The sequence below is a fragment of the Bacillus sp. PAMC28748 genome (assembly GCF_014250415.1).
GTDB classification, from domain to species: Bacteria; Bacillota; Bacilli; order Bacillales; family Bacillaceae; genus Bacillus; species Bacillus licheniformis.
On record NZ_CP060192.1, the window covers coordinates 3,406,098 to 3,428,563 of the forward strand.

At 45.1% G+C, this 22,466-nt stretch carries 23 protein-coding genes; 12 read left to right on the forward strand and 11 right to left on the reverse strand.

All coding sequences use genetic code 11. The annotated features are described in order from the left end of the window. Nucleotides 1–30 precede the first annotated feature (30 nt). Nucleotides 31–267 (reverse strand): CotD family spore coat protein, encoded by a 237-nt coding sequence (locus tag H7F26_RS17430; protein ID WP_003182648.1) that lies wholly within the window; start codon nt 265–267, stop codon nt 31–33. Between the two features lie 173 nt (nt 268–440). On the opposite strand from H7F26_RS17430, the gene H7F26_RS17435 reads away from it, so the two are divergent. Both H7F26_RS17435 and H7F26_RS17440 read left to right on the forward strand, forming a co-directional pair. Then, nucleotides 441–1,064, forward strand: coding sequence for a LysE family translocator (locus tag H7F26_RS17435; protein WP_003182649.1), 624 nt, complete (start codon nt 441–443; stop codon nt 1,062–1,064). Between the two features lie 740 nt (nt 1,065–1,804). Continuing rightward, nucleotides 1,805–1,990, forward strand: a complete 186-nt coding sequence (locus H7F26_RS17440) for a type Z 30S ribosomal protein S14 (protein WP_003182651.1) — start codon at nt 1,805–1,807, stop codon at nt 1,988–1,990. Nucleotides 1,991–2,073: 83 nt separating this feature from the next. On the opposite strand, the gene H7F26_RS17445 is transcribed toward H7F26_RS17440, so the two are convergent. Together H7F26_RS17445 and H7F26_RS17450 are read right to left on the reverse strand one after the other, a co-directional pair. Beyond that, nucleotides 2,074–2,547, reverse strand: coding sequence for an NUDIX hydrolase (locus H7F26_RS17445; RefSeq protein WP_009328064.1), 474 nt, complete (start codon nt 2,545–2,547; stop codon nt 2,074–2,076). Between the two features lie 192 nt (nt 2,548–2,739). Beyond that, complete coding sequence (locus tag H7F26_RS17450; RefSeq protein ID WP_080624007.1) at nt 2,740–5,406, reverse strand: phosphoenolpyruvate synthase; 2,667 nt, start codon at nt 5,404–5,406, stop codon at nt 2,740–2,742. Between the two features lie 272 nt (nt 5,407–5,678). Here H7F26_RS17450 and H7F26_RS17455 point away from each other — a divergent pair, with 272 nt between their 5' ends. The 4 genes from H7F26_RS17455 to H7F26_RS17470 all read left to right on the forward strand — a co-directional run bounded on the left by H7F26_RS17455 (nt 5,679) and on the right by H7F26_RS17470 (nt 7,633). Further along, a complete protein-coding gene (locus tag H7F26_RS17455) occupies nt 5,679–6,284 on the forward strand; it encodes a TetR/AcrR family transcriptional regulator (protein WP_003182658.1) in 606 nt (201 codons plus the stop codon). A 101-nt stretch (nt 6,285–6,385) separates the two neighbouring features. After that, nucleotides 6,386–6,511 carry a hypothetical protein gene (locus H7F26_RS17460; RefSeq protein ID WP_003182659.1) on the forward strand — a complete coding sequence of 42 codons (126 nt, stop codon included), beginning with the start codon at nt 6,386–6,388 and terminating at the stop codon, nt 6,509–6,511. Between the two features lie 21 nt (nt 6,512–6,532). After that, nucleotides 6,533–6,997 (forward strand): YndM family protein, encoded by a 465-nt coding sequence (locus H7F26_RS17465; RefSeq protein WP_009328063.1) that lies wholly within the window; start codon nt 6,533–6,535, stop codon nt 6,995–6,997. Nucleotides 6,998–7,117: 120 nt separating this feature from the next. Next, the gene (locus tag H7F26_RS17470; protein ID WP_003182663.1) at nt 7,118–7,633 is read left to right on the forward strand and encodes a DinB family protein; all 516 of its coding nucleotides are present in this window, start codon (nt 7,118–7,120) and stop codon (nt 7,631–7,633) included. A gap of 43 nt (nt 7,634–7,676) precedes the next feature. Here H7F26_RS17470 and H7F26_RS17475 read toward each other — a convergent pair whose 3' ends face one another. From H7F26_RS17475 to H7F26_RS17490, 4 genes are all read right to left on the reverse strand, one after another. Beyond that, a complete protein-coding gene (locus H7F26_RS17475; protein WP_009328062.1) occupies nt 7,677–8,303 on the reverse strand; it encodes an FMN-dependent NADH-azoreductase in 627 nt (208 codons plus the stop codon). 119 nt (nt 8,304–8,422) lie between these two features. Then, nucleotides 8,423–8,911 (reverse strand): TraR/DksA C4-type zinc finger protein, encoded by a 489-nt coding sequence (locus H7F26_RS17480; RefSeq protein WP_003182667.1) that lies wholly within the window; start codon nt 8,909–8,911, stop codon nt 8,423–8,425. Nucleotides 8,912–9,024: 113 nt separating this feature from the next. Beyond that, entirely contained in the window at nt 9,025–9,369 is a 345-nt protein-coding gene (locus tag H7F26_RS17485; protein WP_003182669.1) for a PH domain-containing protein, read from the reverse strand. A gap of 400 nt (nt 9,370–9,769) precedes the next feature. Next, the gene (locus tag H7F26_RS17490) at nt 9,770–9,979 is read right to left on the reverse strand and encodes a DUF6501 family protein (protein ID WP_003182671.1); all 210 of its coding nucleotides are present in this window, start codon (nt 9,977–9,979) and stop codon (nt 9,770–9,772) included. A gap of 268 nt (nt 9,980–10,247) precedes the next feature. On the opposite strand from H7F26_RS17490, the gene H7F26_RS17495 reads away from it, so the two are divergent. Both H7F26_RS17495 and H7F26_RS17500 read left to right on the forward strand, forming a co-directional pair. Then, nucleotides 10,248–11,735: an aldehyde dehydrogenase family protein gene (locus tag H7F26_RS17495; RefSeq protein ID WP_009328061.1), complete on the forward strand. Its 1,488-nt coding sequence runs from the start codon at nt 10,248–10,250 to the stop codon at nt 11,733–11,735. Nucleotides 11,736–11,825: 90 nt separating this feature from the next. Further along, a complete protein-coding gene (locus H7F26_RS17500; RefSeq protein ID WP_016885393.1) occupies nt 11,826–13,103 on the forward strand; it encodes an MFS transporter in 1,278 nt (425 codons plus the stop codon). A gap of 185 nt (nt 13,104–13,288) precedes the next feature. On the opposite strand, the gene H7F26_RS17505 is transcribed toward H7F26_RS17500, so the two are convergent. Both H7F26_RS17505 and H7F26_RS17510 read right to left on the reverse strand, forming a co-directional pair. After that, nucleotides 13,289–13,825 (reverse strand): GNAT family N-acetyltransferase, encoded by a 537-nt coding sequence (locus H7F26_RS17505; protein WP_003182677.1) that lies wholly within the window; start codon nt 13,823–13,825, stop codon nt 13,289–13,291. 17 nt (nt 13,826–13,842) lie between these two features. Next, complete coding sequence (locus H7F26_RS17510; protein WP_003182679.1) at nt 13,843–14,244, reverse strand: cytidine deaminase; 402 nt, start codon at nt 14,242–14,244, stop codon at nt 13,843–13,845. A gap of 261 nt (nt 14,245–14,505) precedes the next feature. Between H7F26_RS17510 and H7F26_RS17515 the strand changes: the two genes are divergently transcribed. The 3 genes from H7F26_RS17515 to H7F26_RS17525 all read left to right on the forward strand — a co-directional run bounded on the left by H7F26_RS17515 (nt 14,506) and on the right by H7F26_RS17525 (nt 18,384). Further along, nucleotides 14,506–16,404 (forward strand): terpene cyclase/mutase family protein, encoded by a 1,899-nt coding sequence (locus H7F26_RS17515; protein WP_369878879.1) that lies wholly within the window; start codon nt 14,506–14,508, stop codon nt 16,402–16,404. Continuing rightward, on the forward strand, nt 16,401–17,246 hold the full coding sequence (locus tag H7F26_RS17520) for a superoxide dismutase (RefSeq protein WP_003182683.1): 846 nt from the start codon (nt 16,401–16,403) through the stop codon (nt 17,244–17,246). Before H7F26_RS17515 ends, H7F26_RS17520 begins: the two co-directional genes overlap by 4 nt. Nucleotides 17,247–17,853: 607 nt before the next feature. After that, complete coding sequence (locus H7F26_RS17525; protein WP_003182685.1) at nt 17,854–18,384, forward strand: hypothetical protein; 531 nt, start codon at nt 17,854–17,856, stop codon at nt 18,382–18,384. Nucleotides 18,385–18,608: 224 nt separating this feature from the next. On the opposite strand, the gene H7F26_RS17530 is transcribed toward H7F26_RS17525, so the two are convergent. Further along, nucleotides 18,609–19,949 carry a sodium-dependent transporter gene (locus tag H7F26_RS17530; RefSeq protein ID WP_003182687.1) on the reverse strand — a complete coding sequence of 447 codons (1,341 nt, stop codon included), beginning with the start codon at nt 19,947–19,949 and terminating at the stop codon, nt 18,609–18,611. Between the two features lie 214 nt (nt 19,950–20,163). Here H7F26_RS17530 and H7F26_RS17535 point away from each other — a divergent pair, with 214 nt between their 5' ends. After that, nucleotides 20,164–21,144, forward strand: a complete 981-nt coding sequence (locus H7F26_RS17535; protein ID WP_003182690.1) for a bile acid:sodium symporter family protein — start codon at nt 20,164–20,166, stop codon at nt 21,142–21,144. A gap of 29 nt (nt 21,145–21,173) precedes the next feature. On the opposite strand, the gene odhB is transcribed toward H7F26_RS17535, so the two are convergent. Next, the gene (gene odhB / locus H7F26_RS17540; protein ID WP_003182692.1) at nt 21,174–22,454 is read right to left on the reverse strand and encodes a 2-oxoglutarate dehydrogenase complex dihydrolipoyllysine-residue succinyltransferase; all 1,281 of its coding nucleotides are present in this window, start codon (nt 22,452–22,454) and stop codon (nt 21,174–21,176) included. Between the last annotated feature and the right edge of the window lie 12 nt (nt 22,455–22,466).

Below are 22,466 nucleotides of genomic sequence, written 5' to 3' on the forward strand. Positions count from 1 at the left end.
TCATGTGAAGAATTTTTTCTTCCGGAAAGGTTAGTATTTTTCGTAGCGATCGCAAGGTTTACCGCAGTAAGAGTGGTCATGATAAACCGGCTTATAGCTTGAATAAGAGTGCGGATAATAGTGAACATGTTCGTATTTATGATGATCCACTTTTTTAATATGCTGCGGATGGATGTGAGGAACGATCGTTTTAGAGAATCTGTGATCCTCACAGTATCTAGTAGGATGCACAACTGGCGGCAGAACGCGCGGTTTGCAGTAAGACATAAGCACTTCTCCCTTCCTTAGGTTTCATTCTTCACTATCAGATTATGTTGATTAGCACAAACTTGTACTAATACAAGAAACTAAAAATCCGTCCATTTTCCCCGCCTTTTTGCTAAAAAGTGTTTCTCAGATGCTATAATAATAAAAATACTATTGAAAATGGAGCTGGACAGATGGACGCGATATCGATCGTTTCTTTTTTGGGTGCGGCCGTACTGCTAACACTTATGCCGGGCCCTGACAACCTGTTCGTTTTGGCACAGAGCATATCAAAGGGAAAATCGGCCGGTATAGCAACCGCATCCGGACTATGCACAGGGCTAATCGTCCACATCACCGCGGCTGCAGCAGGCATTTCTGCTGCGATCTATCAATCAGCTGTCGCCTTCTCGATTGTAAAATATGCAGGTGCAGCCTATCTGCTGTTTTTAGCTTACCAGTCTTTTCGGCAAAAAAGCGCCGGTTTCAACGTTGAAGCCAAAGATTCATTGAACCGCAGGGCTTTATATCAAAAAGGCGTGGTGATGAACCTATTAAACCCGAAGGTCTCATTGTTCTTCCTTGCCTTTCTTCCGCAATTTATCCACCCCGGCACCTTCAATGTGACAACGCAAATGCTTGTTTACGGCATGTTATTTTTGATTCAAGCGTTCGCTATCTTTGTGATGATCAGCCTGTTTGCGGAAAAAGTCGGAGACCGGCTGCGCAGAAATCCGCAAGCCGCCAAAAAAGTTCATTTGCTGGAAGGGTCTTTGTTCGCTTTGATCGGGCTTAAAATAGCGGTCAGCCAAAGGTAGAACCGCTGAAAAAAGGTATGCAGCCTGCACACCTTTTCCCGATTTTATTGCTTATAAATGTGACGCGTTTACCATTTCCGCCGTCGTCTTCGTTAGTAAACGGTCTCAATGACACGGCGGCATCTCATCCTTAAAACATCGAGGTTCAGTGAAAATGAACAGCCCTGCATTCCGTTTTCGTTTTCAAGTTTGATCGTTTGGGCGGGAAATGGTGTTGCGGAAACGAATTGATTTGTTCTTCAGCTGGAGTAGATCACAAGGCTGTCAAATTCTACAGCGCTTTCTTACTATGTTTGATTCCTTCTTCGTTTCATTGCATAGTGGAGTGCCAGACAATGAGACAAAAATTTAAATACCGTTTTTCTCTATACTCCCCCCTTTCTTTGATGCCAGTATACAAATTTACAGCCGCTGCGTAATGATGCAAATCGGTTATTTTCCGCTCAATCTAAATGATCAGATCGAATAAAGCGGACTCATTGATCTAGGGACGGCAGATCAGTCAAACGATAGGTCTGGGTCTTTTTTGATAGAAAATGCCGTTTGCCTGAGGTAAAACGGGATCGTTGATTGGCATATCTGCTATAAAGTCTTCGCTTTTTATCAGCAAAAAAGACTCGAACAGCGAGTCTTTTCAATTTATTTACAAATGATATTTTAAATGTTATAATAAATTGTTTACAAAAATAAAATCTATTTTTATTTATATAAATCGATAAATGTAAAAGGAGGTAAAAGAGATGGCCAAGACTTCAATGATTGTCAAGCAAAAACGGGAACAAAAGTTCAAAGTCAGAGAGTACACCCGCTGTGAACGCTGCGGCAGACCGCATTCCGTGATTCGGAAGTTTAAATTGTGCCGCATCTGCTTCCGCGAGCTTGCTTACAAAGGGCATATACCCGGCGTTAAAAAAGCAAGCTGGTAAAACGATTTCGCCAGCCCAAGAGGCTGGCTTTTTTTATTTAGCTCTGTTAAATTTTAATATTAATACTTTTGTTCAACATCCCTTCAGCTCAATAAGAACGATTTAATCAGTTGCTCATTATACACACTAATTGAGTGTAAATTCTCTTTTAATAAGCTATCAGTGATTTGCTTTATTACATTCGGTTCTCGTAAGCCTTCGTTTTCAAATGTTACAAGGTCATTTACTGTTATCCACTTGCTGTCTGAAATTTCATCTTCTTCGAGATTTAAAGAACCTCCAGTAACTTCGCCGATAAAATGAAATAAAATAACTTGATTGTTCGTACTACTGATAAAATTATAAACACCTGTAGTGGCAATCAGATTTACGTCGAATCCAGTTTCCTCTTTAACTTCCCTTCGGGCTGAATAGAGAATGTCCTCTCCATATTCGATACGTCCGCCCAGAAAATTCCACTTATTAACAGAAGTAGGTTTATTCTCTTTTATCATCAAGACTTTATCATCACTAAAGATAGATACACTGGCTACTAAAACAATTCCATTTTGCGACATCCATTTCTCCTCAATTTCTTTGGAAATGATATTATCTCTATAATATCTGATTCGCTTCTTCTATCAATAACCGCCTTGTTTTTGCTCGCCTTGACAACGATATCGAACGCACGTTCCCATTCTGGTTATATCAAGGATTCGTATAGGTATCAAATATCAATTTTCCTATATAAAGCCTTTATTTAAAATAACTCAGGAGCCGTTGCCGTCCAATATTTGAACAAACCCGTTTGTTCCGTCGACTCGGATGTAAGCGCCGTCTTCTATGATTTCTGTCGCTTTGTCGATCCCGACGACAGCAGGAATGCCGTATTCCCTTGCCACTACTGAACCATGGGTCATCATGCCGCCTACTTCCGTAATCAGTCCGACCGCTGAAGTAAAGAGCGGAGTCCAGCCCGGATCAGTATACGGCGCCACTAATATGTCCCCTTGATTCAGCTTCGCGTCTTCAGGACTCTTTGCAACTCTGGCGGTCCCTTCGATGATTCCCGCGGAAACAGGGGTACCTGTGAGAGCGCCTTCAGGACTTTTTTCATTTCGCAGCTTTCCTGTGATGATCTCCCCTTTACTCGTCATCACGCGTGGAGATGTGAGCTTTTGATTGGACGTATGCTGCCGTTTTCTGTCTGCTAACAATTCCGGAATATCCCCGATGCCGCGATTCTCCAATAGGGCGATAAGCTCCTCAAGCGTAAAGTAAAAGACATCTTCTTCACAATTCAAAATCCCTTTTCCAACGAGGGTGCGGGCTTCTTTAAGAATCGCTTTTTTGTATAAAAACATCAGTTTTACAAGTGTAAATTTATGATGCTCCCGCATTCCCATCAAGCTTCGGTACATATGAACGAGCCGGGAGACTCTCTTTTTTTCTGGAAAACGAAATTGAGAGATGATCTCCTTTTTTGCCTCTTCCGCTTCGGTTTCACCTTGTTTAAATTTCCTTCTGTGTTCCCCGGCGGCAATCGTCCGAATATGGCTGAGTATGGACGGAACGAGCTGAACCGGGGCCTCGGCCCATCTCGGCCTTGTCAAATCGATTTCTCCCACGCACCGCATCCCGTACTTTTTGAGAAAATCGTCTAAACTGCGTTTCATTTCGGCGCCGCCGGGGATTTTGAGCAGTTCTTCCATAAAATTTTCGCTGTTTGCACGCTTGAAATAGTCAATGACAGCAGGATACTTTCTCGCCTGATCGGAAAGATCTCCTAACTCTAGACCCATTTCCGTTGTGACATTATGGGGCAGGGATTTATACAATTTCCCCAGCAAAATAGCGCTTTTCTCGTCCCCCAGCTTCTTTTTCAGCTTTTTTTCGAGCAATCCGGCTGCAATCATTCCGCTCAAGACATACACAGCGACTTTTGAAAGCACGTCTTGCAACATGTTTCCCATTCCTTTTTGGATGACGCGGATCGTCTCAGCACCGGAAGTCCGGCTAAGCTGCTCTTCGGTGTCCGTCACGATCGCTTCAATGATCAATTCCGCTTTTTTCTCGGCTTTATCCGGATTTCTCATGAGCAGGATTCCGGCAACTTTTAATGCTGCCGGAATCAAAATCGGCGCCAAATTCCCGGCAATATGAAAAATGCCTTTTCTGGATGTGGAATATAGCTGATGTTCTTTGCGCTTGACTACCTCCGATACAGCTGATGCCATCAACTGATCCATGCCGCTCAATACTTTAAGCAGCCGGCTTCGGACGAATTTGAGGGAGAGAGCACCCGTAATATCGGCAAAGACTCTTCCTCCCGCTTCGCGAAGAATCGGCTGTGCCGAAGGATCTTTTTTTAAAAATCGGAGGACTTGGCTGATAACCGATACACCCAATGGTTTCAGCGGATCGGTCATCATTTGGATGTAGCCAAAATTAATCAATACGTGCGGCCTATCATCAAAAAAGCGTACGACCGGGTAAAGGGATGTGATCGGCCGGCTTTGAAGAATGTAAAACCTGCCGCCGGCAAAAGCCCACTCGATATCCTGTTCCTTGCCATAGTGAGCCTCGATTTTGCGCCCCAGTTCTGCTAATTCAATGATTCTTGGATCCGGCAAAGCCTGTGTTTGTTGTTTTTCCGGAGAGAGGGTTTTCTGGACGGTTCCTCCCTCTGGTACGGAGTAAATGGCCGATTCTTTCTTAGAGAGTTGTTTTTTAACGATTTCACCAGACCGAATCTGATACAGATCAGCGCTGACGACGCCGGACACCAACGCTTCACCCAAGCCGAAGCTGGCATCGATGGATACCGTTTTGCGGTGCCCCGTGATCGGATCCGCCGTGAACATAATTCCGGAAACCTCGGGAAAAACCATCTCTTGAACGACAACCGCAAGAAAGACAGAGCGGTTGTCGAAACCGTTTTTCGCTCGGTAGGAAATCGCCCTGTCTGTAAACAGCGAGGACCAGCATTGTTTCACCGCTTCAAGAAGCTGATCTTTCCCGCAGACGTTCAAAAAGGTGTCCTGCTGTCCCGCGAATGAAGCATCTGGCAGGTCTTCAGCCGTTGCGCTGGAGCGGACGGCATAGGCTTTATCTTTGCCGGTCGTATCTATGCCCTCCAATATCGCCGATTTGATCTCGTCAGGCATGGAGATCTGAGCAAGATGCTCACGAATTTGTTTCCCCACAGTCCGAATCTGTTCAAGATCATCATGTTTGAGCTGTTCAAGCTGATCGAACAGACTGTCGATGATGCCGCTTGTTTGTATGAACGCACGGTAGGCTTCAGTTGATATGCAAAATCCCTGAGGAACGGGAAAGCCCGCTTTTGTCATTTCCCCAAGGTTCGCCCCTTTCCCGCCGACAGAGGGCAAGTCAAATTGATCGATTTCATTGAAATACAGCACGTATTTCTCCATTCTATCCTCTCCTTAAAATCCGCTTTTTGCAGCAACTTTACACCGCATTTTCCAGCGTGACATGCATCAATATTCAGCTCAAACCATGAACAGATGCCTAACGCGGCATACCTTCTTTATACGAATAAAATAAACACTATGTTGATTAATATTCATCATGTTTATTATAATTGCGCAAAAGGAGAACGCAATGAACAATCAATCGGCAAATGTTAAGTTCTCAACACAAAGATGGAAATTGTTGATTTTCATGAACCGTCAGGAGGATTTGAATGACTGAGCAGAAAAAAGACCGCAGGGTAAAACGCACGAAAAAAATGATTAGAGACGCACTCTCTGAACTGATGAAAAATAAAGCGTTTGAAGAGATATCCGTTACGGACATTACGAAGAAAGCCGATATTAACCGCGGCACGTTTTACTTGCACTACGAAGATAAATACGATTTGCTGGACCAAAGCGAGGAGGAAATCATCCAAGAGATCAATAAAATTGCTAAACGCTCGATTCACTCAATGGATGTATTAAATCAGGATGTGATTGACCATCCGCTGACATTCGTCGTCGACATTTTTCAATATATAAAAGAAAACGAAGTTTTTATGAAGGCAGTTTTAGGCCCTAAAGGCCCGGGTTCTTTCCGTTTAAAATTCAAATCGGTTTTGATCAGCAATTTAAAACGGCTGAAAACAGCGATCAGAACGGATCCGATTGTACCGGAAGACTACTTGATTTCCTACATAACCGGCGCTCATATCAGCGTTATGCAGCAATGGCTTGAGAACGGGATGAAAGAGACGCCGCATGATATGGCGCTGATTTTATCAAAAATAACCGGAATGGGCCCTGCATATGCGGCAGGGCTGAGAAAAAAATGACCGGCTTTCAGGAAGAGGGATAACCCTCTTTTTTGCTTTTTTCGTGTTATGTATAAGAAATCAAAAACAATCCAAAATATAGTGAAAAAGGTGGTGAGACCATGCAGAAGAAAGGTATTCAAAACAGCAGCCTTGAGCAGCTGAAAAACGATCACGAAACAGAAAGCGCATTCCAGCAGGATGACAAAAACAATAAACAGCAACAAAACAGGAATGCTTTAAAATAAGCTGAAAGGTGAGGAAACGAAATGAAGCATGTAAGAGCATTGTGTTTAAAATTCATTGTGAGCCTTGTCCTTTTATATGTGGTCCTAACTCTGTTTTTTGGCGTTCCATTCGGTGAAATGTTTGTTTTGACATTGTTTCTGGGTGTGATATCCTATCTGGTCGGAGATCTTCTGCTGCTGCCGAGAACAAACAATACAACCGCGACAATGGGAGATTTTGGCCTTTCACTCGTATTGATTTGGGTGATTCTCGCCATGCAAAATAATCCCCCGTATGGTACGCTTGCTGCAGCTTCAATCGTGTCAGCGATCGGCGTCACAGTGTTCGAATATTTTTTCCACCGCTATATGGAAGCCAACGTCTTGAACGAAACAGAAAACGGAAAACGGGAAAACAGAGAAAAGCCTGGTTCATTGCAGTATCAAAGCGAATCATCAGAGGAGCTTTATCCGGTTACCCCCTCTAAAAAACAGAACGAAGAATAAGCATGAAAGCCTGCCGACCCGGCAGGTTTTTTTACGTTTATGACCAGAGGCATTTTTCATTGATTAAAGGAATATCCGTCTTTTTCACGAATTGATATAAAAAAGTGAGGAGGACAAAAAATGACACATAGCGCATTAAAGCATTTAGATTATCACAATTGGGCGAATCAAAGGGTGCTCACCCACCTGAAAAGCCTGCCTGAAGAGCTGTTCACCCGGGAAATCAAAAGCGTTTTTCAAACTGTATCTGAGGTTGTTACCCATATGTGCGTGGCTGACGCCTTATGGCTGAAGATCATATCCGGAGCCGCTTACGAGGAAGCAAAGGAAACAGGCATGCGTCTGAAAGAAGGATTAAAGAGGAAAAAGATCGATGACTTCATTTCCATCTTTCATGACACGGCGCTTCAATATGAAGCGTTTTTTGAAAATCTTGAAGACCCCGATGGTGAAATCACGATTGCCCATCCAATATTAGGCGAAATCAAAACGCCTATTAGCGAAATCCTTCATCACGTAGTCAACCACGGCACTTATCACAGAGGCAATATTTCAGCGATGCTGAGACAAATGGGTGAAGCGGGTGTGCCAACGGACTATATTTATTATTTATTAAGCCTGAAGCAAACGACATAAATAAAAAAACCCTTGTTCCGTCTTTGGAACAAGGGTTTCACAATTAAAATGATGCTGCAAGCTTTTTAGCTTCTGCTAAGCCGTTTTCAATAATTTTTTGAGCGTCGTCAGGAACAGCGTTGTGTCCTTCGATGACAACGGTATGCAAGTCTTGAACACCGAAGAAGCCCATGACGGTTTTCATGTAGTTCAACGACATTTCCATTGCAGCCATCGGTCCTTCAGAATAGAAGCCTCCTCTTGCATTTAACAGAGCAACCTTCTTATCTCCCATCAGGCCTTTAGGTCCTTCAGGAGTGTATGTAAACGTCACTCCTGCGCGGGACAAGTAGTCCACATAAGTGTGAAGTACAGCTGGAACGGCGAAGTTCCACAATGGGAAAGCAAAAACAACCTTATCGGCTTTGACGAATTCGTCTAAGTAACGATCCGCTACAGCGGCGGCAGCTTTTTCATCCTCGTTCAATTCCATGCCTTTTCCTGCTTTAAATGTCCCGTTAATGGCATTTCTGCCTAGGTACGGCGGGTTTTCTCTGTAAAGGTCAAGCTCTACAATTTCATCGTTTGGATGATTTTCTTTATAGCTGTTAAGAAACGCTTCATAAAGTTTTACAGATACAGCTTCTTCAGCTGTACGGTCATTAGCTTTAACAAACAATACTTTAGACATTCTATTTTCCTCCCGTTGCTAACGTTTTAATATTTACTTACAAATAGTATGTTACTTTCATTTAAATAGAAAGTCAACTCATTTATTTTTCTAACCAAAAAAAGCACCCATTGGGCGCTTTATTTGGAGTCCTGTTCCTGGTCAAGCCGTTCATAGACGTATGAATGTTTTTGGTCCATCGTTTCTTTATTCGTCAAATCCTTCATTTGCCGTGTAAATTGCCGATCATTCTCTGTGCGGTCTTCTTGTCTTGCTTCTGCTTCCGCTTGAGCTTCGGCGGTTCTTCGCGCATATGGAATCGCTTCAAGGCGTTCATAGGGGATTTCTTTTCCCGTTGTTTCACACGTGCCGTATGTGCCGTCTTTCATCCTATTTAAAGCGTCTTCGATCTCTTTCAGCAAAGCATCGTCCGATTGCCGGAAAGCCTGGTCCCTCATTCGTTCGGTATACACGCCGGCATGGTCGGCAAGATGATTGTCAATACCGTTTGACAATTCGCCTGTTTCTTCATTCATCGGCTGCACCTCAGACTTTGTACCTGTGATTTCGTTTTTTAAGCTGATTAATTTATCGTAAAGGTGCTGTTTTTGTTCCTCTGTCAATGGCATGTTGATCATCCTCCTTTCTTTTTCATTACCCGATTGCCAAAAGGGAAAACGTGCATTTCTCCGCAAAAAAAGACCGTTCATTCGCAAAGGAGCGTTTGAACAGCCTGTTGAGATTATGCACATAAGTATTTTGATAACAGCGCTTGAATTTCAAGCATGTCGGTATCCTTCGTAAATTCCAGATCAAAGATTTTGCTGCTGGTCATCAGAGAAAGAGAACTGTCTGGATTGAACATGCTGACTTCTCTAATCGCAAAGCCTTCAATCGATCTGTAAGGCAGGAAGACGCGGACTTTCTTTTTAGAAAACAGTTTATTATCAAAAAAAATAATCCGCTTGTTCGTAAAACATATTTGATCCATTCTTAGTCTGCAAACCGATTCAATTTTTTCTCCTTCTATAAGCAGCGGTTCAAATTTTTTGCCGTCTGCTGTTTTGCTTGCTGAAAAAACGCCCAATCAAAACCCCTCTTTCTATGTGTCCAATTTATGTTTATGCACAAGGCAAAGTATGCTGTCAGTTAATAATAAGGATACGATAACCCTGATTTATAAACAATTACGAGCAGATTACATTTCTTTAACTCTATATGTTTGTTTTTACTATCAATTAATACGCCCGGCGGACGCGTGAGGTTTCAACTTTTCATCAGTTTTTTCAGCTTATTTTTCGTTTGCTATGAATCAAAAGGTGCATAGCGGATACAGCAAAAAACCGCAGCAAGATGTTCTGCTTCTGCGGTTCTCCTCTGACGTTATTATGCCTTTTATGTACGTCGGCACTTGGTCACACTTCCGATTCAGCCAGCCGATTTTTTATGAAAGTGTTCGGTTTTGTTGAAACTTTATGCGAATGAATTCAGGCTTTTACTTCTTCAAAGTATTCTTTGTAATAGCCGCCGACTTTGTTTGTATTATCGATGATAAACAAAAATTCTCCCGTTTCGTTTTTGACCTCGTATATGTTACCGACGGTCAGCGCTCTGTTGACGATATACTTTTTGGCATCGGTATGTATGCACTTTACTTTTTTAATGGTTTTATTGTTCTGCCATTTTTCATGAATCATGTGGATGTCTCCTTTTTCATACGTATATAGTTTCCATTGTAGCGTTTTTTCGCCGAAATGCAATGCGCTCTGTCGGCGAATGTGGTTTTTGCCAAACATGAATATTGATTTGGTTTCATTCCCTGTTATAGAATGGTGGTGTATAGTTCCAAAATCAGAAATATATCCCTCTTTCATCCGCGTAATGACCGAACTAAAAGACAAACCAGCACCAAGACAACTCACCTGAAGACAGACCAAAATTTTAAAGGAGGTTTGTTTGACAAACATGAGTTCATTAACGATGCAGGTCAGTAAGAAGCTGGAGTCATTTTTGCAGGGAACAAAGAAGCTCTATATTAACGGGGAATTTGTAGCCAGCGCCTCAAACAAAACGTTTGAGACCCCAAACCCGGCGACTGGTGAAACGCTCGCCACGTTATATGAAGCAGGTCCCGAGGATGTGGACAAAGCTGTAAAAGCTGCGCGGGAAGCCTTTGACCGCGGTGAGTGGCGGACGATGAACCCTGCCGAAAGAAGCCGGCTGATGTACAAACTCGCCGATCTGATGGAGGAACATAAAACGGAACTGGCTCAGCTTGAAACGCTGGATAACGGAAAGCCGATCAGCGAAACGACCGCAGGCGATATTCCGCTGTCAATTGAACATATGCGCTATTATGCGGGCTGGGCGACGAAAATAACCGGACAGACAATTCCTGTTAACGGACCTTATTTTAACTATACACGGCATGAGCCTGTCGGAGTTGTCGGGCAAATTATCCCTTGGAACTTCCCGCTTCTGATGGCTATGTGGAAAATGGGAGCCGCCCTTGCAGCCGGATGTACGGTTGTCTTAAAACCGGCTGAACAAACGCCGCTTTCCGCTCTGTATTTAGCTGAGCTGATCGATGAGGCAGGCTTCCCGAAAGGCGTCATCAACATCATCCCTGGCTTTGGGGAGACGGCCGGAGAAGCTCTGACCGACCATGCCCTTGTCGACAAACTGGCATTCACAGGGTCAACTGAAATCGGCAAAAAGATAATGGAGAAAGCGGCCAAATCGGTCAAACGTGTTACCCTTGAGCTCGGCGGAAAGTCGCCGAATATCATCCTCCCTGACGCCGACCTGAAGAAAGCGATTCCGGGCGCACTAACCGGCGTTATGTTCAACCAGGGCCAAGTTTGCTGTGCGGGATCGCGCGTTTTCATCCATAAAGACCAATATGACAAAGTCGTTGATGAAATGGCCGCTTATTCCAAATCGCTCCGCCAAGGTGCGGGCCTTCATGAAGACACGCAAATGGGACCGCTTGTCAGCAAAGAACAGCACGAACGCGTCCTCTCGTATATTGAAAAAGGACGCCAGGAGGGTGCGAAAATCGCGGCCGGCGGAACATGCCCTTATGAACAGGGATACTTTGTTTCTCCGACTGTATTCACAAATGTCGAGGATGAGATGACAATAGCAAAAGAAGAAATCTTCGGTCCTGTTTTGGCGGCGATTCCTTATGAAACGGTTGATGAAGTCATCGAACGGGCCAATCGCAGTGAATACGGCCTCGCTGCGGGCGTATGGACGGAAAATTTGAAAAACGCTCACTATATCGCCGACCGTCTGCAAGCGGGTACCGTTTGGGTCAACTGCTATAACGCTTTTGACGCCGCATCCCCATTCGGCGGCTACAAACAGTCTGGACTCGGACGTGAAATGGGCTCATACGCTCTGGATAACTATACAGAGGTTAAGAGCGTCTGGATTCATACAGGCGAATAACTCGACATGAGCTTCTGCAGCCGCCCTGTCGATCAGGGCGGTTTTCTTTTTTATAGAAATAAACATTTATAGATACATATGGTAAAATAGATGACAATTCAAGTCGACTGGAATGATAGAATCGTGTATTCTTCCTCTCTTGGCATAACCGTCTGGAAACAAAAAAACTTTAGATACATATGGGCGTCGCAAACAGCGCAGGCTGTCGGATCAATCTTGATGACGATCATTGTCATGGTCGATGTATTTAAGGAAACGAACTCTGTATTCGGATCCGGTCTGGTTTTGGCTTTATCCTCGTTCGGCAGTGTATTCGGAGCGATCGCTGCTTTTGCTATTCAGCGTCTCGATCTGCTGCAAACAGCGGCCTGGTCAACATGGTTCAGAGCGGTCTGTGCATTATGCATCGGCTTATGCCAATCGCTTGGCTTACCCTCTTATATCATTTATCTGCTGCTATTTTTGCAAAGCTTTGTCGGCTCCTGGTATACTCCCGCACAGTTAGGTTTACTGTACCAAGCCATTAAAAAGCGCGATTACGTGGCTGCATCGGGAAGCATCGTAACGGTCAACCAGTTTGTCCAGGCGGCAGGCTGGGGTCTCGGCGGCTTTTTAACCGTTTTGGCCCAGACTTATACGTTGACAGTGTTTACAGCAGCACTCTTTTTCATATCAGGGCTTTTAATCAGATTGCCGGATTTCAAAAAAGCGATTATCCCTCGTCAAAAAGCCCGCGCACAATCGGTCTGGCGCACTGTTTACAGGAAGAAAACCGTTTTGCTGCTTACGATGATGGACATGTCGGAAGGTTTAGCAAATGCAGTCTGGACTTCCGCCGTTTTGCTGGCTTTTACTAAAGAGGCGCTAAATAAAGGAGAGGCTTGGTGGGGATTCATCAATGCCGGTTATTTTTTGGGAGCGATTTTGGGCGGCATTCTCGCTGTGCTCTTTTCCAACCAGCTCAAAAAAAGGCTTGGCCTCATGATTGTCTTGGGTTCTGTTTCAATGGGAATCACAACGCTTTTATTCGCCTATTCGTCAAATCCCCTCCTTTCGGTCATCCTCTGTATCATGATGGGTCCGCTTTATCAAGTAAGAGACGTCAGCCAGACGGTTATCCTTCAAGATACGTTGACAGATGAAGAGCGTGCACCGGTTACCGCCGCCAAAAATACCATTTTGACTGCATGGTCTATCATAACAATCGCCATCATGGGGGCTTTGGCAGACTTGATCGGGGTACGAAGCGTATTTATCGCTGCCGCTGTATTATATGCCGGAACAGCCGCTGCCACATTTTTCGTCCGGGATTTAAGAACGTACAGCCAATCTGCAAGGCAGCAGACGAAAGGGAAAATAGAAGGATGAAGCTGCTGCGGTTTTTTCTCATTAACGGGATATTTGGAGTGATCGTTTTTGAAATAAAAGAAGCACAGCGGCGCTGATCGGCGGCGGCCTGTCTTCGGCGGCATTTGCAGCTGTTCAGCAAAGATTGAATAATAAGAACAAACAAAGCGGCGATCAAAAAATCAAATGCTCCCGCGTCCTCCGATTCAGCGGGACATCAGCTCTTCGTATTCCCGCTTCAATATCCCCATAATGATTTCATCCGAGTACTGCTCATTCATATAAAGAGCCTCCCTGATCCTTCCTTCCATTTTAAATCCCGCTTTTTCATATGCTTTCAGCGCGCGGATATTGTGTGAAAAGACTTCGAGCTGGAGGGGGTTAAGATCGAGCCTTTCGAAAGCAAGCTGCATGGCCAGCCGCACCGCTTCAATCCCATAGCCTTTGTTCAAATAAGCGGGGCTGTGCAAAGCAATTCTAAACCCCGCTTTTCGATTCCTCCGGTCAATGTCCATAATGGACAGATCGCCTATCAAACGATCGTCCTCCTTTAAGCAGACGGCAAAATCATAGCGCGTCTCATCACTCGTGATTCTCTCATAGTGCTCATAAAGGTCTTCCATCGTATATTCGCGCGTCGTGCCCGTCATATACCTGATGTCTTCATTTTGAACGGCTTTGTAAAAGCTCTCCATATCGCCTTTTTCAACAGGTCTGAGATAAACCTTGCGGCTCTTGAACATCGAACGCCCCTCCCCTGCTACTTTTGATACGCGGCAAACCAATGGTATGGCTGTATTTCCTTTAAAGTTTTATAAACCAGGCGCCCATCCGGTACAGTTACAGCTGCTTTAAGATCAGGACCCCAATAAAAAAGTCTTTCCTGGCATACCCCGCACGGCGTTAATACCTTGCATTCGGAATGTTCGTCGTCTCTTGCAACACAAACAGAGTGCGTTATTTTCGCCTGATACTTATGGGCTTCGAGAATGGCGCCCGTTTCAATGCATAATTCTGTTGAAGCGTTGATTACTTCCGGGGCTACGCTCGTTAAGATTCTTCCGTCCTCGGTATACATGGCGGCTGCCCCGCCCCATCCGGTCGGATACCTCTTTTTGATCAATTCGACTGCGGTGTCATACAGCATCTGTTCAATATTCATTCATCAACATCTCCCAACCATTGTTTAATCTAAAGTCTCTCTTTATACAATACCTGATGTTGGAACGGGGGTAAATGAAGTTATTAAAGACAAATCACTACACTCACGATTCCCTGATGATGCCCACCGCCTAATAAAAGCGCGGCGTGCCCATGCTGACTTGACGACTGTATCCTCATCACTTATTTAAAATCTATGTTCTTCTGTTTTCACCCGATTGGCATGACACATTTCCCAAATGAATACAGTAAGATGAAGGAGATGAGAAGATTGCGATCTATACTAGAAGACGTGAAAGCTTTCAGGCAAAAGACGCTCGCAGAGCTTCAAAACAGACAAAGATCTGATGGTTCGTGGCGGTTTTGTTTTGAAGGGCCCGTGATGACGGACAGTTTTTTCATTCTGATGCTGACATCACTCGGCGATCAGGACTCTTCTCTCATCGCAAGTCTTGCTGAACGAATCCGTTCAAGGCAGAGCGAAGACGGCGCGTTTCGCAATCACCCGGATGAAAGAGCAGGCAATCTGACCGCGACAGTCCAGGGCTATACCGGAATGCTGGCTTCGGGGCTCTATGACCGGAAAGCTCCGCATATGCAGAAAGCCGAAGCTTTTATTAAGGACGCAGGCGGATTGAAGGGCGTCCACTTTATGACGAAGTGGATGCTCGCCGCCAACGGTCTGTATCCATGGCCGAGAGCCTATATTCCGCTCTCGTTTTTGCTGATCCCGTCCTATTTCCCGCTGCATTTTTACCATTTCAGCACATACGCAAGAATTCATTTTGTCCCCATGGCCATTACGTTTAATCGGCGATTCTCTTTAAAAAACAACCAAATCGGCTCGCTTCGGCACCTGGATGAAGCCATGTCAAAAAACCCTCTCGAATGGCTGAACATCCGCGCCTTTGACGAAAGAACCTTCTATTCTTTCAATCTGCAATGGAAACAGCTCTTTCAATGGCCGGCTTACGTCCATCAGCTCGGATTTGAGGCCGGCAAAAAATATATGCTGGACAGAATCGAAGAAGACGGAACGCTATACAGCTATGCGAGCGCGACCATGTTCATGATTTACAGCCTGCTTGCGATGGGAATATCTAAAAACGCCCCCGTTGTCAAAAAAGCAGTCAGCGGAATCAAAAGTCTTATTTCATCATGCGGAAAGGAAGGGGCCCATTTGGAAAACTCAACTTCCACCGTCTGGGATACGGCCCTCATCAGCTATGCCATGCAGGAATCCGGAGTGCCTGAACAACATTCTTCCACCTCATCGGCAGCCGACTACCTTCTCAAAAGACAGCATGTGAAAAAAGCGGACTGGGCTGTCTCAAATCCTCAAGCGGTCCCTGGCGGGTGGGGTTTTTCACACATCAATACAAACAATCCCGATTTGGACGATACCGCTGCGGCATTAAAAGCTATTCCGTTTCAACGGCGTCCGGATGCATGGAACCGGGGGCTCGCCTGGCTTTTATCCATGCAAAACAAGGACGGAGGGTTTGCGGCATTTGAAAAAGATGTTGACCATCCGCTTATTCGAAATCTGCCGCTCGAATCTGCCGCTGAGGCAGCAGTCGATCCGTCAACGGCAGACTTGACCGGACGCGTTCTTCATCTGCTCGGGCTTAAAGGGCGGTTCACAGATAACCATCCTGCGGTCCGGCGCGCCCTCAGGTGGCTTGATCATCATCAGAAAGCGGACGGCTCTTGGTATGGCAGATGGGGCGTCTGCTTTATTTACGGTACATGGGCCGCACTCACCGGTATGAAAGCTGTCGGGGTTTCCGCCAACCAGACGTCTGTCAAAAAAGCGATCTCCTGGCTAAAATCGATCCAGCGTGAAGACGGAAGCTGGGGAGAATCTTGCAAAAGCTGTGAAGCGAAGCGTTTTGTCCCTCTTCACTTTGGAACAGTTGTTCAATCTTCATGGGCGCTGGAGGCGCTTTTGCAATATGAGCGTCCGGATGACCCACAGATCATAAAAGGGATCCGTTTTCTCATCGATGAACACGAAAGCTCGCGTGAGCGACTCGAATACCCGACGGGAATCGGGCTGCCGAACCAATTCTACATCCGCTATCACAGTTATCCTTTTGTGTTTTCATTGCTCGCTTCAAGCGCATTTATTAAAAAAGCGGAAATGAGGGAGACATATTGAACAGAGATGCTTACAAAGAAAAAATATCGTCATGGGCCAAAGACCTGAAAGACCAGATGAAAGATGATCCTTCTTTAGAAAGCCATTTAGAAAAACTTTTTCAATCATTGGATGATCCTCGTGCGACCGAACAGGAATGGTATGAGCAGGCAGAAGCCGTGTATCAAGCCATCTCCCGCAGTGATGCGTCTCAAGCAGGCCGGCAGCCATTCAGAACAGTGCCGATCGGAGGCCATCGCCTGCCAAGCCTGCCCTACTCGTATTCAGCCCTTGAGCCCTATATTTCAAAAGAAATTATGTTTCTTCATCATACAAAACATCACCAAAGCTATGTCGACGGTTTGAACAGAGCTGAAAAAGAACTGCAGAAAGCGAGGCAAACCAAACAGTTTGACCTCGTTAACCATTGGGAAAGAGAGCTCGCCTTCCACGGAGCCGGGGACTATTTGCATACGATATTTTGGTACGCGATGCACCCAAAAGGAAAAAGACGGCCGACAGGCGAATTGCTGGAGATGATCAACCGTTCATTCGGCAGCTATTCGGCCTTTAAAGAACACTTTTCCGAAGCGGCGAAAAAAGTGGAAGGCGTCGGCTGGGCGATCCTCGTCTGGGCGCCGCGTTCGCACCGCTTGGAAATTCTGATCGCAGAAAAACATCAGCTGATGAGCCAATGGGATGTGATCCCCCTGCTCCCGCTCGATGTATGGGAGCACGCATATTACCTTCAATATAAAAATGAAAAGGCAAAATACGTCGATAATTGGTGGAATGTCGTTGACTGGAGAGAGCCTGAAAGGCGATTTGCGTCAGCAAAGCGCGTTTTATGGGAGCCGTTCTGATTCAAATTCGCTGGCGGGACTTCAATAGTTGAAGTCCTGTTTGCGTTTCGGCAGATCATGCCCATTTGCTGCGCCGGACATTGGCCTGATGTCGCCGAAATTTCTCCTCCGGATTCCCCGTCATCAGAGATGAATAAGCCGTGCCTTAAAATCCTCTCGCGCTTTTCCTTACATGAATGCTTCTAAAACGCCTGGCAGCCGTCGACATAGGTCGTGCGCATCTATGCTTTCTCTTCAACCCTCTATTGTATATAAGAAGATAACCAATAAATGTTTATATATCCCAGTTTATCTTGAGGATTTTCAAATAGTCGGCAGAGAAATCCCTTGCCATTCGCCCTCTCGGACATGCTGTTTGAAAAGGGCCGCAAATAAAATACCGACTGCAAATTCTATCAATATATCCCAAAATCGAGCCTTAAGTATGAAATGTGAACATTTTTTGATTTATTTGGAAAATAGTCTATTTTCCTCATTCTTCTAATTCCAAAAATCGTTAAGCTATTCTATGAGAAGGGAGGTAATAGATGAAACAAACTGTCGATGTTTGTCTGATTCAGCTGGTCAGTTTTTTGAAAAATGGCAATTTATATTAGGAGGGTTAATCATGAAAAAAATGTTTGCTTTCTTTACAGCTTTAATGCTCGGTTTGACTTGTCTGCCATACTTATCGGAAGCGAAAGAATCAAAACATACGGACAGTTCTGTTACAAGCTTGCCTTCTATGTCTATACCTACATCTCTCAATCAGTCATTGAACGAGGAAAAACAGCAGTTTAAAACTTCCGCTATTGATCTCAGCATCAGCCTCGACCTCTTAGGAATCGGAAACTCGATTAGAGACGCTATCGTTCAAAGCAATAACCGCAGCGGTTTCGTCAAAAACTGCATGGAAACCGCTTTTTATTCTGCAGGGCAAAGATACAATGTCATGGTGTTCAACTTAAGCCAAGGCTATCACAATGGTTTAAGAGGAGTTAAATTTTATGGATCTGCCAACTATCATGGCGTGATTTACGGCATTTGGGTATTTGAAAGCGGACAATTTACAAACCAAGGAGACGGCGGCTGGATTAACTGGGCCTTTAAAGGCTGGTTTGATCGAAACGGCCAAACAGTAACATTCCGTAAACCTTAATCAAAGTCCATGTATCCCCCTCTTCTGCTTGCCGGTAAACCGGCAAGCTTTTTTAAATTTCTGACCAGAAAAACAACCGCTTTTTCCCTTCCTCTCCCCCCTTTCATCACACACTTCTTGCCGGTTATACCGCCGAGAAATGAAAGTGCGGCTGACCTAAGCGACACGCAACTGTCTGCATGAAAAAAGGCCGGATGGTCCGGCCTTTTAAAAACAATTTATTCTTAAAATACCCCGATAGCATCCAAAAAGACGACAATAATGACGATTGGAGCTGCGTAGCGGATCAGCAGAAGCCAGGCTGCAAACCATTTTCTGCTGATTTTAGAGCCTTCTTTCAATTCGGCAAAAAGCTCGTCTTTCGGAATTTTGAGCGGCACGAAAACGGCAATTAGCAAAGCGCCGAGCGGCATTAATATATTGCTGACAAGATAATCCGCCGCATCAAAAATGGATAGATTAAAAATCGACACATCCTGAAGCACGCCGTATGACAATGCTGAAGGAATACCGAATAGGAAAATCGCAATTCCTCCCGCCCAAGCGAAAGCCTGTCTTTTCTTAGGATCCCCTTTTGACAAGGAAGAAACAAGGATTTCAAGCATTGAAAATGCAGACGTCAGTGTAGCAAATAAAAATAAGAGCAGAAACGCCAATAAAAAGATGATTCCTAAAGGCATCTTATGAAAGACTGACGGCAGCACATTAAATAACAGCATCGGGCCGGCATCAGGAGATAATCCGAATGAAAAAACGGCCGGAAAAATCGCAAACCCGGCAAGAATCGCTACAGATACATTGAGCAATGTCACTGAAACGGCTGACTGTACAAGGTTTTCTTTTTTCGATAAATAAGAGCTGTACGTTACCATCACGGAAACACCGACGCTTAGCGAGAAAAAGGATTGTCCAAGCGCAAACAGCACCGTTTCGGCTTTGATATGTGAAAGATCAGGTTTTAAGAAAAACTCCAAGCCCTCCATTGAACCGGGAAGTGTGAGCGAACGAACGATCAAAAGCAGAAAAATAATGAACAGAGCAGGCATCATAAACTTGCTCGCCTTTTCTATTCCGCTTCTGACTCCTTTTGCAACAACAAGGATCGTTATGATGATAAATGCAAACTGGCTCCCTAGAACGAGATACGGATTTGCAATCGTCTCCCCGAAAAGACCGGCATAATCCGTACTTCTTGACAGTTCACCGGTCAGCCCTTTGACAATATAAATGATGATCCAGCCGCCGACAACACTATAGAAAGACAGCAGAATGAAACACGTGATAATGCCGAGGCGCCCAACCCAGTGCCAGAGCGAGCCGGGAGCAAGCTCCTTATAGGATTCAACCGCATCTTTTTGAGTCTTTCTGCCGATAATGAACTCCGCCATTAATAAAGGAAGCCCAATCAATAAAGTAAAAAGAATAAACATAAGTAAAAATGCTCCGCCGCCGCTTGTTCCGGCAACATAAGGAAACTTCCATATCGCGCCGAGCCCGATTGCCGAACCGGCCGAAGCTAAGATAAATCCAAGCTTTGATGACCATATATTTTGTTTATTTTCCACTTAAGCACCTCTTCTTCTCGGTCTAATTGCACATGGCTACAAACTATCATTTTAAAAAGCATAAACGAATTCGTCAAGGTTTTCAAACATTTCTTTCAGTTTACATAATAATATTATGTTAAATAATTCTTTATTTTACTAGTATTGAATTATTCAGAATATTAATTATAATAAGAGAATGTTACATTTTCTACAGATGTGAGGAGCTGGACTTATGAGTTATTTGATCAAAATCAGTCAATTTGCAGGAAAAACGTTCGCCATTTGGGTGATTCTATTTGCGATTCTCGGCTTTGCCTTTCCGTCGCAGTTCACTTGGATCGTCCCTTATATTACGATTCTGCTTGGCGTGATTATGTTTGGCATGGGATTGACATTGTCAGCGGACGATTTTAAAGAGCTGCTGAGACGTCCCCTGCATGTGCTGATCGGTGTGCTGATTCAATATACGGTGATGCCGTTGCTCGCTTTTGGACTGGCCTATGGACTCGCTCTCCCCCCCGAAATAGCAGTGGGGGTTATATTAGTGGGATGCTGCCCCGGGGGAACAGCATCAAACGTCATGACATTTCTGGCAAAGGGGAATATCGCCCTGTCTGTGGCGATCACAACGCTTTCCACACTGCTTGCCCCTTTTTTAACGCCGTTTCTCATTTTATTTTTCGCGAAGGAATGGCTTCCGGTATCTCCGGGCTCTCTGTTCGTGTCGATTTTACAGGCGGTGCTGCTCCCGATTATCGCCGGGCTGATCGTTCAATTTTTCTTTAAAAAACAAGTGAAAAAAGCTGTACAGGTGCTCCCGCTTGTCTCCGTTCTCGGCATCGTCGCCATCGTCTCCGCAGTCGTCGGAGGCAATCGGGAAAACATTATTCAATCAGGGCTGCTGATTTTTGCGGTAGTTGTTCTTCATAATGGCCTCGGACTTTTCCTCGGCTTTGTTTTGGCAAAGTGCTTTAAAATGGATTATGCGTCGCAAAAAGCCGTGTCCATTGAGGTCGGCATGCAGAATTCGGGTCTCGGCGCGGCATTGGCGACGGCGCACTTCTCCCCGCTTTCAGCTGTTCCGAGCGCTGTGTTCAGCGTCTGGCATAATCTTTCAGGTTCATGGCTTGCGACATACTGGGCCAAAAAAACAAATAAACAGAAGAATGACAATCATTCTCCTGCCCCGCAAATGATAAATAAAAAGCTTTGACCGTACTTACGGCCAAAGCTTTTTTATGATTAACCTTCCAACAGAAGCTGTTCAGGATCTTCAAGCAGATTTTTAATCGTAACCAGGAAGCCGACCGCTTCTTTTCCGTCGACGATCCGGTGGTCATACGATAATGCAATGTACATCATCGGGCGGTTTTCAAAGCGCTCTTCATCAATTGCTACAGGACGCAGCTGGATTTTGTGCATGCCCAAAATACCAACTTGCGGGCTGTTCAAAATCGGAGTCGATAACAATGAACCGAACGTTCCTCCGTTTGTGATCGTAAAGGACCCGCCTTGAAGCTCGTTGAGCGACAATTTGTTGTTTCTCGCTTTCTTCGCAAGCTCTCCGATATCCCTTTCAATATCGGCAAAGGTTTTGCGGTCCGCATCGCGCACGACCGGTACGACGAGGCCATCCGGCGCAGCAACAGCGATTCCGATGTCATAGAATTTTTTGATCACAAGCTCGTCGCCTTGAATTTCCGCGTTGAGGAGCGGATATTTTTTCAGCGCGGCGACAACAGCTTTTGTAAAGAATGACATGAATCCGAGCTTCACGTCATGCTGCTCCAGGAATTGATCTTTTCGGCGCTTCCTTAAGTTCATGACCGCCGTCATGTCCACTTCGTTGAATGTCGTCAGCATAGCGGCGGTGTGCTGAACTTCAACGAGGCGTTTGGCGATCGTCTGTCTCCGGCGGGACATTCTTTGACGCTCTACAGGTTTACCAGCATCTTCGGTTTGTTTAGCGGCCGGCGCCTGTGTTGCGCGTTTTGGTTCAGGCTGAGCTTTTGGCGGCTGCTCGTTCTTTTGATAAGATTCAACATCCTGTTTTCTGACCCTTCCGAGCGGATCACCGGTAGGGATTTCCGATAAATCGATGCCTTTTTCCCGGGCGAGCTTTCGGGCAGCCGGAGAAGCGATAGTTCTTGTTTTGGCTGTATCCGCCTCATCGCTCGCACCTTCGCGAGGTTCGGCTGTCTTTTCAGACGAGGCTGCTTTCTCTTCCGAAGCGCCGGCGCTTTCTTGAGCGTCAGCTTGCGGAGCCGTTGATTTGCCTCCTTCTCCTTCGCCTTCTGAAATCGTTCCGATTATTTCGCCGACCTGAACCGTGTCACCGGAATCTTTCAGCACTTCCTGAAGAACGCCGGACTGCTCTGCCGTCAATTCCACGTTGACTTTATCAGTCTCCAGCTCAAGCAGGAATTCCCCTTGCTCTACATAATCTCCCGGTTGTTTCAGCCATTGGGCTATCGTTCCTTCTGAAATTGATTCCGCTAATTCAGGTACTTTAATTTCCGCCATTTTATAGTTCCC

Coding starts and splice junctions, on each gene's coding strand:
- H7F26_RS17465 (WP_009328063.1), top strand. CDS start 6,533: ATGAAGCATGTAAGAGCATTGTGTTTAAAATTCATTGTGAGCCTTGTC.
- H7F26_RS17475 (WP_009328062.1), bottom strand. CDS start 8,303: ATGTCTAAAGTATTGTTTGTTAAAGCTAATGACCGTACAGCTGAAGAA.
- H7F26_RS17515 (WP_369878879.1), top strand. CDS start 14,506: ATGAGAAGATTGCGATCTATACTAGAAGACGTGAAAGCTTTCAGGCAA.
- H7F26_RS17480 (WP_003182667.1), bottom strand. CDS start 8,911: ATGCCATTGACAGAGGAACAAAAACAGCACCTTTACGATAAATTAATC.
- H7F26_RS17490 (WP_003182671.1), bottom strand. CDS start 9,979: ATGATTCATGAAAAATGGCAGAACAATAAAACCATTAAAAAAGTAAAG.
- H7F26_RS17440 (WP_003182651.1), top strand. CDS start 1,805: ATGGCCAAGACTTCAATGATTGTCAAGCAAAAACGGGAACAAAAGTTC.
- odhB (WP_003182692.1), bottom strand. CDS start 22,454: ATGGCGGAAATTAAAGTACCTGAATTAGCGGAATCAATTTCAGAAGGA.
- H7F26_RS17445 (WP_009328064.1), bottom strand. CDS start 2,547: ATGTCGCAAAATGGAATTGTTTTAGTAGCCAGTGTATCTATCTTTAGT.
- H7F26_RS17535 (WP_003182690.1), top strand. CDS start 20,164: ATGAGTTATTTGATCAAAATCAGTCAATTTGCAGGAAAAACGTTCGCC.
- H7F26_RS17435 (WP_003182649.1), top strand. CDS start 441: ATGGACGCGATATCGATCGTTTCTTTTTTGGGTGCGGCCGTACTGCTA.
- H7F26_RS17455 (WP_003182658.1), top strand. CDS start 5,679: ATGACTGAGCAGAAAAAAGACCGCAGGGTAAAACGCACGAAAAAAATG.
- H7F26_RS17505 (WP_003182677.1), bottom strand. CDS start 13,825: ATGTTCAAGAGCCGCAAGGTTTATCTCAGACCTGTTGAAAAAGGCGAT.
- H7F26_RS17460 (WP_003182659.1), top strand. CDS start 6,386: ATGCAGAAGAAAGGTATTCAAAACAGCAGCCTTGAGCAGCTGAAAAAC.
- H7F26_RS17500 (WP_016885393.1), top strand. CDS start 11,826: ATGACAATTCAAGTCGACTGGAATGATAGAATCGTGTATTCTTCCTCT.
- H7F26_RS17495 (WP_009328061.1), top strand. CDS start 10,248: ATGAGTTCATTAACGATGCAGGTCAGTAAGAAGCTGGAGTCATTTTTG.
- H7F26_RS17430 (WP_003182648.1), bottom strand. CDS start 267: ATGTCTTACTGCAAACCGCGCGTTCTGCCGCCAGTTGTGCATCCTACT.
- H7F26_RS17470 (WP_003182663.1), top strand. CDS start 7,118: ATGACACATAGCGCATTAAAGCATTTAGATTATCACAATTGGGCGAAT.
- H7F26_RS17450 (WP_080624007.1), bottom strand. CDS start 5,406: ATGGAGAAATACGTGCTGTATTTCAATGAAATCGATCAATTTGACTTG.
- H7F26_RS17525 (WP_003182685.1), top strand. CDS start 17,854: ATGAAAAAAATGTTTGCTTTCTTTACAGCTTTAATGCTCGGTTTGACT.
- H7F26_RS17510 (WP_003182679.1), bottom strand. CDS start 14,244: ATGAATATTGAACAGATGCTGTATGACACCGCAGTCGAATTGATCAAA.